General features: G+C 59.9%; 12 protein-coding genes. 1 reads left to right on the top strand and 11 read right to left on the bottom strand.

The window, feature by feature from the left end; all coding sequences use genetic code 11:
* Positions 1 to 35: 35 nt before the first annotated feature.
* The 11 genes from GBK02_RS05635 to GBK02_RS05585 all read right to left on the bottom strand — a co-directional run bounded on the left by GBK02_RS05635 (position 36) and on the right by GBK02_RS05585 (position 15,249).
* Complete coding sequence (locus GBK02_RS05635; protein WP_203468762.1) at positions 36 to 1,916, bottom strand: bifunctional diguanylate cyclase/phosphodiesterase; 1,881 nt, start codon at positions 1,914 to 1,916, stop codon at positions 36 to 38.
* Between the two features lie 160 nt (positions 1,917 to 2,076).
* Positions 2,077 to 2,307, bottom strand: coding sequence for a DUF2892 domain-containing protein (locus GBK02_RS05630; protein WP_203468761.1), 231 nt, complete (start codon positions 2,305 to 2,307; stop codon positions 2,077 to 2,079).
* A complete protein-coding gene (locus tag GBK02_RS05625; RefSeq protein ID WP_203468760.1) occupies positions 2,304 to 5,525 on the bottom strand; it encodes an efflux RND transporter permease subunit in 3,222 nt (1,073 codons plus the stop codon). Before GBK02_RS05625 ends, GBK02_RS05630 begins: the two co-directional genes overlap by 4 nt.
* Positions 5,526 to 5,528: 3 nt before the next feature.
* Positions 5,529 to 6,506: an efflux RND transporter periplasmic adaptor subunit gene (locus tag GBK02_RS05620; RefSeq protein ID WP_203468759.1), complete on the bottom strand. Its 978-nt coding sequence runs from the start codon at positions 6,504 to 6,506 to the stop codon at positions 5,529 to 5,531.
* Positions 6,507 to 6,571: 65 nt separating this feature from the next.
* The gene (locus GBK02_RS05615) at positions 6,572 to 9,169 is read right to left on the bottom strand and encodes a PAS-domain containing protein (RefSeq protein ID WP_203468758.1); all 2,598 of its coding nucleotides are present in this window, start codon (positions 9,167 to 9,169) and stop codon (positions 6,572 to 6,574) included.
* A 31-nt stretch (positions 9,170 to 9,200) separates the two neighbouring features.
* A complete protein-coding gene (locus GBK02_RS05610; protein WP_203468757.1) occupies positions 9,201 to 10,478 on the bottom strand; it encodes an MFS transporter in 1,278 nt (425 codons plus the stop codon).
* Positions 10,479 to 10,546: 68 nt separating this feature from the next.
* Entirely contained in the window at positions 10,547 to 10,849 is a 303-nt protein-coding gene (locus GBK02_RS05605) for a c-type cytochrome (RefSeq protein ID WP_203468756.1), read from the bottom strand.
* A gap of 75 nt (positions 10,850 to 10,924) precedes the next feature.
* The gene (locus tag GBK02_RS05600) at positions 10,925 to 12,280 is read right to left on the bottom strand and encodes a cation:proton antiporter (protein WP_203468755.1); all 1,356 of its coding nucleotides are present in this window, start codon (positions 12,278 to 12,280) and stop codon (positions 10,925 to 10,927) included.
* A 3-nt stretch (positions 12,281 to 12,283) separates the two neighbouring features.
* Positions 12,284 to 13,621, bottom strand: a complete 1,338-nt coding sequence (locus tag GBK02_RS05595; RefSeq protein WP_239003183.1) for a citrate transporter — start codon at positions 13,619 to 13,621, stop codon at positions 12,284 to 12,286.
* Positions 13,622 to 13,699: 78 nt separating this feature from the next.
* Positions 13,700 to 14,740, bottom strand: coding sequence for a TrkA family potassium uptake protein (locus GBK02_RS05590; RefSeq protein ID WP_203468754.1), 1,041 nt, complete (start codon positions 14,738 to 14,740; stop codon positions 13,700 to 13,702).
* Between the two features lie 11 nt (positions 14,741 to 14,751).
* A complete protein-coding gene (locus tag GBK02_RS05585) occupies positions 14,752 to 15,249 on the bottom strand; it encodes a DUF3124 domain-containing protein (protein ID WP_203468753.1) in 498 nt (165 codons plus the stop codon).
* 176 nt (positions 15,250 to 15,425) lie between these two features.
* Here GBK02_RS05585 and GBK02_RS05580 point away from each other — a divergent pair, with 176 nt between their 5' ends.
* Positions 15,426 to 17,633, top strand: coding sequence for a SulP family inorganic anion transporter (locus tag GBK02_RS05580; RefSeq protein ID WP_203468752.1), 2,208 nt, complete (start codon positions 15,426 to 15,428; stop codon positions 17,631 to 17,633).
* The last annotated feature ends 7 nt before the right edge of the window (positions 17,634 to 17,640 follow it).

Below are 17,640 nucleotides of genomic sequence, written 5' to 3'. Positions count from 1 at the left end.
CGAATTTTAGGGGAGCCGGCCGGCCGGTCAAGCGCTTAATGCTTTTTGGCCGTCGCACCGAGAAAAGCATCCAGTTCGACAATTTTATCGGCCGCAACCGGGCGGAAGAAATGGAAGCCCTGCACCCGTTCACAAGCCATGTCGCGCAGGAAGGCCGCCTGCCCCGGACTCTCGACGCCTTCGGCAACGAGGTTCAGGCCGAGCGAACGGCCGAGCGCAATGATCGACGAGACCAGCGATGCGGCATCGCCATCCGATTCGACATCGGCCACGAAGCTGTGGTCGATCTTCAGACGATCAACCGGGAAACGGCGCAGGTAGGACAACGAGGAGTAGCCGGTCCCGAAATCGTCAATCGCCAGCTTGACGCCCATCGCCTTCAATTCGTTCAACACGCTGATCGAGGAATCGGCACTGTGCATCACGACGCTCTCGGTGATTTCAAGCTCCAGCCGGCTGGCAGGCAAGCCTGTTTCGTCGAGAATGGCTTTGACCGACTGGGCAAACTCCGGCTGACGGAACTGGAGGGCCGAGATATTGACGGCAATTTCCCCCAGATCGATGCCCTGATCGAGCCAGGCACGCGCCTGCTCGCAAGCTGTCCGCAGCACCCAGTGGCCAAGCGGCAAAATCAAGCCGCTCTCCTCCGCCACCGGGATGAAATCAGCCGGGGGAATCATGCCGCGCTCGGGATGCTGCCAGCGGACCAGCGCCTCCAGACCAACCACCCGACCGCTCGGCAAATCAACCTGCGGCTGGTAATGCAGCACCAACTGGCGTTCAGCCAGCGCCTTCCACAACTCGTTTTCAAGATGCAGGCGCTTGTTGGCGGCCGCGTTCATCGGCGCGGCAAAAAACTGGTAATTGTTGCGGCCGGTCGATTTCGCGTAATACATCGCCGTATCGGCATTACGTATCAATGTTTCAGGAGAGTCACCATCGTTCGGAAACAGGGCAATGCCGATCGATGGGCTGGTATGCAATTCACAGCCATCGACCAGGCAAGGTTCGCTGACTTCGCGCACCAACTGGTGCACGACTTCGACCACCCGGCTTTCGCAGGCAAATGCTTCGAGCACGACAACGAATTCGTCGCCCCCAAGCCGCATGACGTGCTCCCCCGCGCCGAGCACCCGGCGCAGACGCGACGCCACTTCGCAGAGCAGCTTGTCACCGGCGTGGTGGCCGAGCGAATCATTGACCGTCTTGAAATTATCGAGATCGATGACCAGCACCGCCAGCCGCCCGGCATTGCGACGAATGGCGGGAATGGCCGACTCCAGCAACTGGTTGAGCGCCAGGCGATTGGGCAAGCCGGTCAGCGGGTCGTGATGGGCCATGTATTCGATGCGCGCCTCTTGCGCCTTGCGGGCGCTGAGGTCGGCAAAGACGGCGACGTAGTGGGTCAGCGTCTCGCGACGGCCTTGGCGGATCGCACTGATGGTCAATTGCTGGGGGTAAATTTCGCCGCCCTTGCGCCGATTCCAGATTTCGCCCTCCCAGCGGCAAGACTCGCGGATCGCCGTCCACATCGACTGGTAGAAATCGGGGCCATGCCGGCCCGAGCTCAAAATGCTCGGTTTGCTGCCGATCACGTCGGCGGCGGAAAAGTCGGTAATCCGTTCAAACGCCGGGTTGACCGCGACAATACGCAAGTTGGCATCGGTCAGCATGATCGCTTCGGACGAATGGCTGACCAGGGTTCGATGCAGTTCGAGTTGCTGCCCGGCATGGCGCAACAGGTAAGCGGCAAAGCCGGCACAAGCAAGCAGGAGGAACGAAACCAGGGAAGTAGCGGAGAACGGGGAAGCGTGCCAGTCTGCCAGTCCGAAGACGGCAGATAGCCAGAGCAGTGCGATGACACTCAGCGAAACAGCGATAAGCCGACGGCCGGCAACGACCGGATTGTGAATCAAGATTGTGCTACCAAACCCTTTTTGAGGCCGGCAGTTTAACCGAGACACAACAATGTTTCAGCACATAATTCTCAGGCGCCGCAAAGCACGCCAAAGGCATATAGGACAGATACTTAGCGGTAGATATTAAGCCTTGATATCAATAAGATTTGTCGCTTTTTCAGCCGCAACAGCCACCCTTTCCTGCGCTTTTCTTGACGCCCAGGCGAGCCAACAGCTTTTCCGGCGGACAAAACCCGGTAAACCCGCTTTGCAGCAGGTTGAAGCCAACAAACGCCGTAAAGGCGAGAAACCATTCTGAAACAAAAACCGGGCTGGCGTGATAGCCCAGCGCCAGCGACAGCAGGACAAAAAAGCCGGCCATGATGCGGATGATGCGTTCAATGGTCATGATTGATACTCCTTGCGGAAAGCGGCGTAGTAGAGCACCGGAATGACCACCAGCGTGAGCAGCGTGGACACCAGGATGCCGAAAATCAGGCTGAGGGCCAGCCCGTTGAAGATCGGATCGTCGAGGATGAACAAGGCGCCAAGCATCGCCGCCAGTGCGGTCAGCGCAATCGGCTTGGCCCGGACGGCGGCCGACTGGATCACGGCATCGTGAAAATTCATCCCGGCATCGACCTGCTGGCGAATGAAATCGACCAGCAAAATCGAGTTGCGGACGATGATGCCGGCCAGCGCGATCATGCCGATCATCGAGGTCGCGGTGAATTGCGAGCCGAATAGTGCGTGGCCGGGCATCACGCCGATGATGGTCAGCGGAATCGGCGCCATGATGATCAGCGGCACAAGATAACTACCGAAATGGGCGACGACCAGCAGGTAGATCAGGATCAGGCCGACCGCGTAGGCGATCCCCATGTCGCGGAAGGTTTCGTAGGTCACCTGCCACTCGCCATCCCATTTGACGCTGTAACCGGCATACGGGTCCTGCGGCTGGCGGATGAAGGTTTCGGACAGCGTGCCGCCTTCCTTGAGCGTCATGCCGTTGATTTTCGAACGGATGTCGAACATGCCGTAGAGCGGCGAATCGAGCTTGCCGCCCATATCGCCGACGACATAGACGACCGGCAGCAGGTCCTTGTGATAAATCGTTTTTTCACGCGCCTGATCGCGCACCTCGACCAGCTCCGAAACCGGCACCAACTGGCCGTCACGCGCCCGCACGCGCAGCTTGAGCAGGGCATCGAGCGAGGACTGTTTTTCGGCCGGCAAGGCAATGCGTACCGGGATCTCGAATTTCGAATCGGCGTTGCGGGCCGGCGTCACATCCTGCCCGGCCAGCCCCATGCCGACCACCTCGACGATATCGCTCTGGGCCACGCCGAGCAGTGCCGCTTTGCTTTGCAGGACGTGGAGGACGATTTTTCGCGAATCGGCCTCGATATAGTCGTCGACCGCGACAATGTCCGCCGTCTGCGTGAAAGCGGCGCGTACCTGCTTGCCCACCGTCCGCTGCCCGTTCATGTCCGGCCCGTAGATTTCTGCCACGATCGGCGAGACGACCGGCGGCCCGGGCGGCACTTCGACCACCCTGGCGACACCGCCGTTACGCTGACCGATCGCCTCGATGCGTTCGCGCAGGGCAACGGCAATCTGGTGACTTTGCCGCGAACGGTGATGCTTGTCGGCCAGATTGACCTGGATATCGCCTTTTTCAGGCGCCGAACGCAGGTAATACTGGCGCACCAGGCCATTGAAATTGATCGGGCTGGCCGTCCCGGCGTAGGCTTGGTAATTGACCACGTCGGCCTCCTGCGCCAGTTCGGCACCAATCTCGTGCAGCACGCGCGCGGTTTCTTCCAGCGGCGTACCGACCGGCAGATCGACAACCACCTGGAACTCGCTCTTGTTGTCGAAGGGCAGCATTTTCAGCACGACGAGTTGGAAGTACGCCAGCGACACCGAACCGAGAATGAGCAGCGCTACGGCAATGGCCAGCTTGATGCGGGCAGCCCCGCCGGTCAGCGGATCGAGGAAGGGCGTCAGCAACTTGCGGAAAGTGGCATCGAGCCGGGTGTCGAGCTTCGAGATTTTTTGCGCGCCGGCGGCATGGCCGTGCGACTTCATCAACTTCGCCGCCAGCCACGGCGTGACGACGAAAGCGACGGCCAGCGAAATGGCCATGCCCATCGACGAATTGATCGGGATCGGGCTCATGTACGGCCCCATCAAGCCGGTCACGAAGGCCATCGGCAAGAGTGCGGCAATCACCGTCAGCGTCGCGAGGATGGTCGGCCCGCCGACTTCGTCGACCGCGCCGGGAATGATTTCCAGCAAGGTCTTTTCGGGATACAGGCCCTGCCAGCGATGAATATTCTCGACCACGACAATCGCGTCATCGACCAGGATGCCGATCGAAAAAATCAGCGCAAACAATGAAACGCGGTTCAGCGTAAAACCCCAGGCCCAGGAGGCGAACAGCGTCGCGGCCAGGGTCAGCGTCACGGCGACACCGACAATCACCGCCTCGCGCTTGCCGAGCGCAAAAAAGACGAGCAAGACGACGAAGGCGGTGGCAAAGATCAGCTTGCCAATCAGTTTCTGCGCCTTCTCGGTCGCCGTTTCGCCGTAATTGCGCGTCACGCTGACCTCGACGCCTTCCGGAATCACGGTGTTTTTGAGGCTTTCTATCCGGTTGACCGCGGCACTCGCCACATCGGCGGCATTAACGCCCGGCTGCTTGGAAAGCTGCAGGGTGACGGCCGGAAACTCCCCTTCCCGACTGCCAAACCAGGCATAAGCCCGAGGCTGGTCCGGCCCATCCTGGACAGTGGCCACGTCGCTCATGAAAACCGGGGTCCGCTTACCGGCCTCGCCGCGCACGGCAATGACCAGTTGTTTCACATCGGCCGCCGATTCGAGGTAAGTCCCGGTTTGCAGCAGCATTTCACGGTTGCCGGCAATCAGGCTGCCGGACGACTGCAGGGCATTCGACATTTTCAGCGCCCCGGCGATGTCCTGCGGCGTCACGCCATAGGCGTTCATCCGCTCGCCATCCATCAGCACACGGATCGCATGCTCCGGCCCGCCGAGGGTGGACACATCGCGCGTCCCCTTGATCCGCTTCAATTCGATCTCGACGGCACGAGCCACCTGCTGCAGGTCGAAAGCCGAACGCTCGGCATCCTTGCTCCAGAAAGTCAGGGAAACGATGGGCACGTCATCGATACCGCGCGGCTTGATCACCGGCTCCTGGACGCCCAGATTGGGCGCCAGCCAGTCGCGATGTGAATGCACGGTGTCGTACAGACGCAGCACCGCGTCGTTGTATTTGACCCCGACATCGAACTGGACGGTGATCACCGCCATGCCCGGCCGCGACATCGAATAAACATGTTCAACGCCGTGCATGCGCGACAAGACCTGCTCGGCCGGGCGGGCCACCAGATTCTCGACATCCTTGGCCGATGCTCCGGGAAAGGCGACCAGCACGTCGGCCATGGTCACGTCGATCTGCGGCTCTTCTTCACGCGGCGTCACCAAGGTGGCAAAAACGCCCATCAGGAAGGCGACCAGCGCTAACAAGGGCGTCATCCGCGATGCCTGGAAGGCGGCGGCGATACGCCCGGAAATACCCGGCGAAGAATGATTGGCGCGGCCCATCGCCTACTTTCCCGACTTCAGCTGAATGGCTGCCTTGACCGGCTCGGTCACCACTTTGTCGCCACTGGCCAAGCCGGCCAGCACCTCGACCTCGCCGGCCCCGACCACTTCGCCCAGACGCAACTGGCGCAGGCTGAGACGCTGATCCGGCATTTGCACATAAACGGCAGCCACTTCACCGCGCCGCACTACTGCGGCCATTGGCACGGTCAGCTTGTCGGCCCGGCCGATCACGAAATGGACCCGCGCCGACATCCCCGGCGTCGCTTCCGGCATGGCCGGCAGACTGACCCGGACCTGGGCGACATGAGTTGTCAAATCAGCCGTCGGCAACAGGTTGACCGCAACAGCATCGACCCATTTGCCCAATTCCGGAAACTCGACCCGCGCCGTCCTGACCGTACGCATGTCCTTCAATCGGGATTGCGGCACGCTGGCGGTGACCCGCAAACCCTCCGGCTCGTAGATCGTAAACAGGGCCTTGCCGGGCGTCGCCATGTCGCCCATTTCAGCATGGCGACGAGCAACGACACCATTGATCGGCGAGACAATGCTGGCGTGACTCTGGCTGGCACCGGCTGCGGCACGATTGGCATTGGCCGAATCCAGTTCGGCCCGCGCCTTGTCGAGCGCCGCCGAGCTCATGAATTTCTGCGTTACCAGGCTTTTCGTGCGCTCGTAATTAACCTTGGCATTGGCCTGCAGCGCCTCGGCTGCACGCATCGACTCTTCCGCCTCACGCGCATCGATCCGCATCAGCAGCTGGCCTTTTTTGACCCGCTGGCCGGCATCCGCCCTGACCTCAAGCACGCGGCCAGCCACCTGGGCGCCGACCGTCGCCTGCTGCACGGCTTCGACCAGCGAATCGGCCGGAAAACTCAAATCAACCGGATGCGGCTGGACGGTCACGACAGGCAGGGTCTGAGCCTGGACCGTTGCGGTCAACGCCAGAAAAAGCCCCAAAATCAGATTTGCTTTCATTTATATAAGAATACACTAATTTAGTGTATCGACCAAAACCGGCCGACGAGCCCGGAACGACTCGTTCAGTCGGGTTTGGCGGGAATCGGGGCGATGCGGGGAATCGTCAGGACGAAGCGCGTCCCATGCCCGGCCGTGCTACTCATGACGATATCGCCGCCGAGCAAATCACGCGCCAGATTGAGCACGATGGACAAGCCCAGACCACTGCCGCCCTGCCCCAGGCGTGTGGTGAAGAAGGGGTCGAAAACCCGCCCCTGCATGTCTTCGGGAATCCCCCGACCATCATCCTCAAAAACCAGCTCGACCGCAGCCTCGCCGCTGCGCCGGGCCGTGACGCGCAAACACCCTTCGTCCCGCCCGGCAAAGGCATGCAGCAGGGCATTTTCGACCAGATTGGTCATGATCTGCCCGAGGGCGCCGGGATAGCTGTCCATCGGTATCCCGGACTCCGCATCAAGCACCAATTCCTGCGGCAACTGCTGAAAGCGCGGTGCCAGCGTCATGCGGATTTCATCCAGCGTGGTTGCCAGATCGAAATGGCGCCGCCGATCACTGGTCTGATCAACCGCCACCTGCTTGAAATTACGGATCAATTCGGCGGCCCGGTGCAGATTTCGTTCAATCAGGCTGCCCGAGTCACGCAGGTCGGTGACGAAACCATCCAGCACCGAGCGTCGCAACTGTCCCTCATCGACCAGGCGAGCCAGGGTGCGGATACGATCCTGGACGGTGGTCGCCACCATCAGGGCATTGCCAATCGGCGTATTGATTTCATGTGCCACACCGGCCACCAGGCCACCCAGCGAAGCCATGCGCTCATTGCGGGCCAGCGCCTTTTCTGCTGCCCGACGCTCTTCCGTTTCATTGTGCAGTTGCTCGGTACGCTCATCGACCCGCAACTCCAGCTCCTGGTTGAGCGCCTCATAGCGCGCATTCACCGCACGCAGCTCGGCTTCGGCCTGCTTGCGTTCAGTCACATCAACGTAAGAACTGACAAACCCACCGTCCGGCAGCGGTGTGCCGCGTACCTCCAGCACGCAACCATCCGGCCGGGTGCGCTCGAAGCGGTGAGGCACATTCAGCTTCAGCTGGGTCACCGCCTGGGTCATGTAGGTTTCGATATCAACTTGGCCGTATTCGCCTCGTTCGGCATTGAAGCGAATCAGGTCGATCAGCGTCACCCCCGGACGGGTCAGCAACTCATCCGGAAAGGCCAGCAACGCCTGGAACTGGTGGTTGTACTCAACCAGTCCAAACTCGGCATCCACCACCGAGACACCGCCGGGAAAGTGTTCGAGCACCGAGCGCAACCACTGGTGGCGCATGGCCAGTTGCTCGCTGGCCAGTTTCTTTTCCCGCTCGATGCGCAGGCGGTCGGTCATGTCGATGCCGACGCTGAAGACACCGATCGGCTGCCCCGTTTCATCGCGCACGATGCGGTTGCGCCAGGCAACCCAGACCCGCTGGCCATTTTTGCGGATATTTTCGTTCAAACCACTTTCATAGGCGGCCGGGTTCTCGAAAATATCGGTCATCAATTGGACCAGATCCCGCCCGGAAGACTCCTGCACCGGAACGATCGTTCCGATCACCGAGTGACCGATAATTTCGTGTTCGGCAAAACCAAAAAATTCGAGGCCGTATTCATTCAGAAAAAGAATGTTGCCATCCTTGTCCCATTTCAACAGGATGCTTGCCGCCGACTCGACCAATTCCCGGTATTTCTCTTCCGACAAGCGAAGCGCAAGGGTTTGTTCGGCCACTTTCCGCCGCAACAGTTGCGGCTGATGCAGCAGCAGATAAATGACGAACCCGGCAAACGATGCCAGCAGGCTGACCGCCAGACTATCCAGCAACAAGCTGCGCCATGAATACCAGCCGCCATCCGGCGCAACACTCAAGATCCACTCACCGTTCGGCACGGCAATCTGGATGTCCACCGGGCTATCGAGCGGACGATCCGAGGTGCGGGCAAAAACATGGCGCTCCAGCGTGCCGGGACGCACGCGCCACAATTCAAAACCATAACCGGCGGTTTCGATGGCATCGAGTTTGGTCGCCGAGAGCAAATCGGGAACCCGGATCAGGACCTGGATCAACCCCCAGAACTGCTCATGGCCCGCCTTGTCCTTGATAAACACCGGATTGCGACCAACCACGCCGACGCCACCCTGACGCAGTTCGAACGGCCCGGTCAGCCCAAGCGCCCGGCGCTCGATGACCTGACGCGCCTCTGGCCCCTGAAGAGGATCGGCCAAAGGGCTGAAACCGATAACCCGCTCATTGCCGACCAGCGGCTCGACATCGCTGATCACCCCGCCGGGTGCCAGTTGCAGGGCTGTAATGCCACCAAACTGCTCGATCAGCTCACGCGCCAACAGCGGAAAATGATCGATCCGCCCACTCCCCTGCCGCAACACGGCGGCCAGCGCACCGGCCGCCGACAACGAGCGATCAAGACGCCCCCCCAGGTCGTGAGCAACGGCAGAAGCCAGCTGGCGGGCCTGAATTTCATTTTGCTGGCGAGCCGAGCGCTCGACAACGTAAGCCACATAGGCGCCGAGCAGCGCAACCAGCACAAAACCCACTGCAGCACCAACGAGCGCCCAATTGCGCCCGGTCGGCCTGCTTCGGTCTTCACTGGTATTGCCTAAAGTCATAGTCAGCTCCCAGCGCTATGAAACTACAACTTTAGTCAGATTTCCAGATATTCCTGCAACCGGTTTCCACCAGCCACCAGGTTGCCGCAGCGCCCATGGCTGCGCACAAGGTCACAACCAGCACGCCAGCTTGCCAGGCGGCCACATCATAAAACCGGGCACCACTCACCATGGCGCCTTGCCAACCTCTATCCATGACCCAGCCCACCAGCGGCTGGAGCAAGGCTCCGGCCATGAATCCCCCCATGTTTGCCACGCTGGTCGACATGCCGGACAGCAAAGGAGGATTCACCTCCTTGGCGCAAGCCCAGGTCAAACTGAATCCTGCGGTCGACAGTCCCATCAGGGCGAAAAGCGCGTAGGAAAGCGGTAGCGGCATCGTGATGCAGGACAGCAGAACCAGCCAGATCGCCACAAAAACGTGGGAAGTAACGATCAGCACCGGCTTCCGGCGCCCGAGGCGGTCGGAAATCGTGCCGATGAAAAAACACCCGATGGCAAATCCGCCAAACCAGAGCGACAAATGGGTGGTCGCTACGGCCCGCGACAAGCCATGCACCTGAACCAGATAAGGCGTCGCCCACAATCCGGCAAACGTGAAGAAAGCCCCCGACATCCCGGTATTAACCAGGGCAGCAGGCCAGGTGGCGCGATTTCGAATCACCGACAGCAAACCTGAAATGACGACGGTCCGGTCAAAAACGGGCCGGCTCCCTCCTTCATGCTGTTGCGGACTATCCCGCACCATGATCCAGCACAACACGCCCAGAACCAGCGACACCGCGCCGACACCAACGAACACACCGCGCCAGCCGGTGATTTGGGCCAGGGTCGACAAGGGGGCGCCAGCCAGCACGGAACCCAGATTACCAATCAACATGCAGACGCCGACGAGGGTCGCGAAGCGATTCTCCTCAAACCACACAGCCACCAGTTTCAGCATCGCAATAAACGTCACCGATACGCCCAGACCGACCAGGGTTCTACCCAGCAAGGCCTGATCGAGCGTCGGCGCAAAACCGAAGAGAAAGCTGCCGATACCGCCGATCAAGCACCCCAGCACCAAGATCCGGCGCGGCCCGAGCGTGTCGGCCAGAATGCCGGTCGGGATCTGCATCACCGTATAGACGTAGAAATACGTCGCCGCCAGTACGCCCAGAGAAGCCGCGGAGGTCTGGAACGAGGCAGCCAGATCCTGGGCAATGCCGGCGGGCGCAAAGCGCTGAAAAAACGACAGGACGTAGGTCACCGCGACAACGCCAAGAATCCACCAGCGACTACGCCGCTGCGCCGGGCTAAGGCTTTTCATGCTGTCTCTCCGAATCGGGATTTTTAGTTATATGGCGCCCTTGACGGGCGCTCTGGATGGAACGGGAATTACTTGAGCGTCAGAACCCATTTGGCCAGCGTGGCGGCTTCCGCATCGCTGACATTGTTCGGCGGCATCGGGACCATCCCCCACTCATTCTTGCTGCCGCCCTTGATTTTGGCGGCCAGCGCCGCTTCGGCACCTTTCTCGGCACCTCGTTTGGCAACGATATCCTTGTAGCTCGGGCCGACAATTTTCTTGTCGACCGAATGGCAGGTCATGCAGTTCTTGGCTTTGGCCAGATCTTCCGAGGCCAGCGCGCCCCCTACCATGGCAACGGACAGGCCGAGCAATGCGATGCAATGTTTCATGTATACCTCCAGGTCGTTGATAGCCAGTCGAATGCCGGCTTGCCTGCGCAGTCTAACCCGGAGATGAAACGCAACCTACCCCTTGCGGCGCAACAACACCGTAAGAACGGGCGGCGTCAGCAAAGTGGTCAGAATGACCATGATGACAATGACCGAAAACATCGTTTCACTCATCACCCCCAGCGACTTGCCGACCATCGCAAAAATCAGGCCGACTTCACCGCGGGGAACCATGCCCCAACCGACCACCCAAGGGTTCTTGCCTTTACCGGCAGCGAATCCGGCCAGCAATTTACCGACGACAGCCGCCGCGGTAACTCCCAGGGCCACCACGACTGTCTGTGGATCGCCGAGCGTCGCCAGATCGACTTGCATGCCGGTCAACACGAAAAACACCGGCACGAAGAAGAAGCCGATCGGTTCGATCAAATGTTCGTGCTGGTGATGCGTATGGCGCGTCAGGACGGCGCGAATCTCGGCAAGACGACCGGCCGGCAGTTCCGGGCCAAGCAAGGGTTCGATCTCCTGAACCATCTTTGGCGTCTCGAATTCCTTGAGGAAAACCGGCTCGAACAGCAAACCGGCGGCAAAAGCACCGATGATCGGCGCCAGGCCGACGGCATGAGCCAGCCAGGCCATCAACAGGCCAACGGCCAGGACCATCGAAAAAAGCATCGAATGACTGTCATCGAGGCGCGAAACCCAGCGCAGCAGGTGTGGCGCAATCGCCCGGCCCAAGGCAATCGAACCGCCCAGGAAAAGCACGGCCTCGCCGATGATCATGCCCACTTGGCCGAAACTGACGCTGCCGGCCTGAACGAGGCTGGAAACGACGGCCAAAATGACCAGCCCCAGCACATCGTCGATGACCGCAGCACCGAGAACGATCTGTGCCTCCGGCATTTTCAGCCGGCCCAGATCGCGGAACACCCGCCCGGTAATGCCCACCGACGTGGCCGACAAAGTCGCCCCCAGAAACAGGTAGGCATTGAAATCCTTGCCCGGCAAAAGCAGCGGGCCAACGACAAATGCGCCGAGGGCGAATGGCACGATGATTCCCACGGTACCGACAGCCAAAGCACGCGCACCGACACTGACCAAATCACCCAGCCGGGTTTCCAGACCGATCTGGAGCAGCAGAATGATGACCCCGAGCTCCGCCATGAACATGATGATCGGATCGCGGGCAATGCTGTCGAAATACTCAAACCCCAACAAACCGAGATTGCCCAGCGCCACGCCGAGCAGCAACTCGCCAAGCACGGCTGGAAAACCGATGCGCTGGGCCAGTGGTGCAAAAAAGCGGGCAGACAGGATGATGATGGCCAGCCACAACAGATTTTCCCCGATCACGTCGGAGCCTGCCGCCAAGGCTGGCCAGGCAGCCGCCAGCAAGACAACGGGGATCAACCGACGCAAAGGCAGGGACATGGCTTATTTCGCCTCGACAGGAACGACGTGAGCCGACTCGACAACGGCGCCGGCATCGCCCTTGGCGACGATCGTCTCGGGATGCCAGCCGAGCACGGCGAGCATGACGAAGAAGCCGACCACATAGGCCACGGCAACGTGCCAGCCGTGGCGCATCCACTGACCGACCGACTTGGCCTCAGGGTACATATTGGACAGCGCCACCCCGGCCGACGAGCCGAACCACAGCATCGAGCCGCCAAAACCGACGGCATAGGCCAGGAAACCGAAATCATAGCCACCCTGCTTCAGCGCCAGTGCCGTCAACGGAATGTTGTCGAATACCGCGGAGACAAAACCGATCCCCAATGCAGTCGGCCATGAAGCGGCCGGCAATTCCTCGACCGGCATCATCGAGGCAATCGCCACCAGGGAGAGCAGGAAAATCGTCCCCTTGAGGTTTTCCGGAAGGATTTCCCAATCCGGCCGGCGAATACCGACCGTCAGCAGGATCGCCGCCCAGACAGCCACGCCAATCGCCGGAAAACTCTCGGCCAGCGAAGAGAAGCGGGTATTCATCAGGACGTTGGTGATAATTGCAAAAACCAGGATCAGCAACACGATACCGACGCGCGCCCAATCAACCTTGGTATGGTCATGCGCATTTTTCAGGATAGGGGAATAAGCATGCTGCTGTTTGGCGGCAACCACGCCGGAAATACACAATGCCACGGTCGACGCGACAATTGCCTCAAAAACCTGATCCGGACGAACACCGGCAATCCACATCATGGTCGTCGTCGTATCGCCGACCACCGACCAGGCGCCGCCGGCATTCGATGCCGCCACGATGCCCGCCAGGTAACCGATATGCACGCGCGCCCGGAACAACTGGTGCGCCATCGCGCCGCCAATCAGGGCTGCAGCAATGTTGTCGAGGAAACTGGAAATAAACCAGACCATGACCAGCAACAGGAAGGCACCCTTCCAGTCATCCGGCAGGAATTTCGGCAGGATGACCGGCACATGGCTCTTCTCGAAATGACGGGCCAGCAAAGCAAAGCCCATCAACAAGCAGAACAGGTTGGCCAGCGTCACCCACTCATGTCCCAGGTGGCTGAAAAATCCCGCCACGCCGACGCCCGTCTTGAACCCCGTGAACAGGATTTTGTAGACTGACACGGTGAACAACCCGGTCAGCGCAACATAGAAGGTGTGGTTGTGAAACAGCGCCACCCCGAGCAGGGTCAGCGCGAAGAGAATGAAATCAACCGGAATGCCGGCGACAGCCGGGCCACCGGCAGCAAATGCAGGCGCGGCGATCAGGCCAAGGACGAAAACTGAAAGATGGCGGAGTGTCATGCGAATCCCGGAATTTTGATATTCGCCCGATTTTAACACCCACCCCCAAAGCTCTGCCGAGTGTGGAAAACCCTTAACTCAGGCGGCCATTTCAATCAGCAGGGTTTCGATTTCAAGCCGTCCGACCGGACCGGCCATCGCAATCAAGGTGAATCCTGGTTTGAGCAGGAAATCGCCATCCGGATTGAATTGCCAGTTGCCGTTACGCTCCCGTACCGCCAGCAGAACATAGTTGGCGCTGCGCAATTTGAGCGACCCGAGCGGTTTCGGGATAAATCCGGCGGGCACCAGCACCTCTTCGACCCGGAGATTCTTTTCCGACTTGAGCATTTCATCGAGAAATGAAACAACGTGCGGCCGGATCATGGCCGAGGCAATGCGCATGCCGCCGGTAAAGTCCGGCGAAACAATGGCATCGGCCCCCGCCTTGCGCATTTTCTCGATATTCCGGGTTTCCTGGCAGCGCGCCACGATGCGTACATCGGGTTTCAATTGTTTGGCGGTAATGACGATCATCAGATTACGCGAATCGTCGCCAGTCACGGCAAAGACGCCCTTGGCGTGCTCGAGATCGGCCGCCAACAGGATGTCGTCATCACTGGCATCGCCATGCAGATAAAGAAAGCCGGGGCTTTTTTCCTTGTATTCAAGCAGGCGCAAGGTGTCTTCATCAACGGCGACGTAATGGCGGTTGGTCGCTTCAAGTTCGTGCGCAATATTCCGCCCAACGCGGCCAAAGCCGCACAGGATGTAATGCCCTTTCAGTTTCTTGATCGCTTTTTCCATACGTTTTCTCTGCAATGTTCCATTGAGATCTGTTTCCAGCAGCGCCACCGTCACGACCGAGAAGAGCATCGACAGGTTGCCGGCGCCCAGAATGCCGATGACTACGGTCAGGATGCGGGCCGGCTGATTGCTCGACATGTCGATGATTTCACCGAAACCGATGGTGGCTACGGTGATAAAGGTCATGTAAAAGCAGTCGAACCAGGAATACTTGCCTTCGGTCAGGACCATGTAACCAACGGTCCCGAAAACATGCACGGCAAACAGCATGCCGACGGCGATATAAACCAGACGAACGATGTAGCCGGTCTGGCTGGCGTTGATGACAGACAATTGCTATCCGCCTAATCGCTGACCGGTACGGCCTGGGTCATGAAAATAACCGCCTTGCCACCGTCCATATTGGCATGGAGCGATTCAACCAGCGGCGGATTGATCGCTTGTTCGGCATCCCAGCGGATCACGAAATTGGCACCGGAACCGCCCGAGGCATCATTCAGCTCGACAAAAAGCTCCAGCGTTCCCAGCGGGGGAATCAGCATCGGAACCGGCACCCGCTCGCCGAGCAGCTTGCCGTTGGTATCGAAATACTTGGCCGAACTGACCCGCAGCGGGCGCTTGCTGTCGGTATTGCGAACACTGACCAGCGTGGAGAGGAGAACCTGGGAGGCCTTGCCGCTTTTTCCCAGGTTGCCGTAAAGCATGTGCGAATAGACCGGCAGGTAAAGCGTCTGAGCCTTGACCAAAGACCGGGCCTCCTGGGCGAATGCTGCGGTCGACCAGGTGAAAATGGCCCAAATGAGTGCCAGCCAGCAGGCTCGGCCGAACTTGAATTGTTTCATCACTCCCCCGCTCTGTTTTTTCCCCGCACGACTGGTTCGGCAAGCGAATATCAGAATTCGCCACAATTCTGCCATAGCTCTCCGGAGATCGCCGCGACATCGCTGCTTTTGCCTTACGCGACAGGCAAGAACAGCAGTAAGATCATTAAAAGCGCATCGAAAAACAGGGGAGCGTGATGCAGGGGTTCTTCAAGAAGTTGTACATGACCGGCGATTTCTGGGGCGGGCTGGCCGCCATGCTGGTTGCCCTGCCGGCCGCCATCGCTTTCGGCGTCACCATCTACTCGGCTATCGCCCCCAGCCACGCCGCCCTCGGTGCGCTAGCCGGCATCATCGGGGCAACCGTGATCGGGCTGATCGCATCGACACTGGGCGGCACCGACCGCCTGATCAGCGCACCATGCGCGCCTGCGGCAGCCGTGCTTTCCGCCTTCGCCATCGAGCTGACCCGGCAAGGCGTACCGGAAGGCAACATCATCCTGATGCTGCTGATGCTCGGCATCCTGGCCGGACTGTTCCAGGTGCTGTTCGGCATGGTCGGCATCGGCCGACTGATCAAATACATCCCCTACCCGGTGGTCAGCGGCTACCTGACCGGCGTCGGTCTGATCATCATCGGCAGCCAGATCAACAAGCTTCTCGGCGTCGATGGGACAACTCATTGGTTTCATGCCATCGTCTCTCCCTGGCTGTGGGATTGGCGGGCCGTTGCCGTCGGCGGGGCAACTATCCTGGCCATGAGTCTGGGGCCCAGCCTGACCCGAAAACTCCCCGGGACGATCATCGGCATCATCGTCGGGATTACCACCTACTTCGTGTTGGCCGCCCAGGATGCAAGACTTTTTGAAGTTACCGGCAACCCGCTGATCATTGGTGCGCTCGGCGCCAGCGGCGATGGCTACCTCAGCTCGATCACCAGCCGCTGGGGCGAAATCGGCGATCTCCGCCTGTCGCAAATAGCCGCACTGCTCGGCAGCGCGCTGACCCTGGCTGTTCTACTCTCAATCGACACCCTGAAAACCTGCGTCGTCCTCGACCAGATGACGCGCAGCCAGCATGACCCCAACCGCGAACTGGTTGCCCAGGGGATTGCCAATGTCGCCTCATCCTCGGTCGGTGGCATTCCCGGGGCCGGAACGATGGGCGCGACGCTGGTCAATCTGTCGAGCGGCGCGACAACCCGTGCCTCGGGTCTGGTCGAAGGCATCTCGGCACTGGTCTTTGCCCTGCTGCTGAGCAGCTTCATCGCCTGGATTCCGGTCGCCACCCTGGCGGGCATCCTAATCGTCGTCGGGCTGCGCATGATCGACCGCGAACCGCTACGCTTCATCCAGTCACCGGCCACCGTTTTCGATTTTGGCGTGGTCGTCACCGTCGTACTGGTCGCCTTGAGCATCGGCCTGATTGCCGCATCGGCCGTTGGCGTGGCGATGGCGATCCTGCTTTTCCTGCGCGAGCAGATTGGCGGCTCGGTCGTACGCCACAAGTTCTATGTCAACCAGATGTCGTCGAACTGGCATCGCCCGGAATCCGAAACGCGCATCCTCGAACAAAAGGGCGACCAGGCGGTAATTTTCGAATTGCAAGGCAGCCTCTTCTTCGGCACAACGCAACAACTGTATGCCCAGCTGGACCCGGAAATCAAAACACGTAGCTTCATCATTCTCGATATGAAGCGGGTTCAGTCGGTCGACGTCACGGCGGCCCACTTACTGCGGCAAGTGCGTAATTCACTCGCCGAACGCAAGGCGCTACTGCTCTTGTCGAATGTCCGCGAAAATCTGCCGAACGGCCGAAATCTGCGCGAGTTCCTTGAGCAGACAGGCGTTACCGAAGATGAAAACAGCGTTCGCCTGTTCAACGAACTCGACAGCGCCATCGAATGGGTCGAAGACCGATTGCTGGGCGAAGAGGAAAAAGCCCAGATCGAGACCGAAGTGGCTCTGCAACTTTCCGAAATGGAACTGTTCCGGAATCGCAAGGACGAAACGCTGGCCGACCTGGAGTCCCGCCTCGACAAACGCATTTATGCGGCCGGCGAAACCATTTATGCGCGCGGCGAACCGGGTGATGCGCTGTACCTGATCCGGCGCGGGTCGGTCCGCATTTTTGCCCCGCTGGGTGCCGGCCGGACACGACACATCGCGACCTTCGGGCGTGGCGACTTTTTCGGCGGGCTGGCGTTCCTGGATGGACGGCCGCGCGGCAACGATGCAATTGCCGGCACGGAAACCGAGTTCTACGTCCTGTCGCTGGAACAATTCAACATTCTGGCCGACGAACACAAAAAGCTCGCTTTTACGCTGTTGACCGCGATATCGCGCTCACTGGCCCTTCGCCTGCGCCATGCCGACACTGAAATTGCGATGTTGCAGGAATACTAGGGACTTA

Source organism: Dechloromonas sp. TW-R-39-2, from assembly GCF_016864195.1.
In the GTDB taxonomy this organism is placed as follows: Bacteria; Pseudomonadota; Gammaproteobacteria; order Burkholderiales; family Rhodocyclaceae; genus Azonexus.
This window is presented reverse-complemented; position numbering and strand designations above follow the sequence as displayed.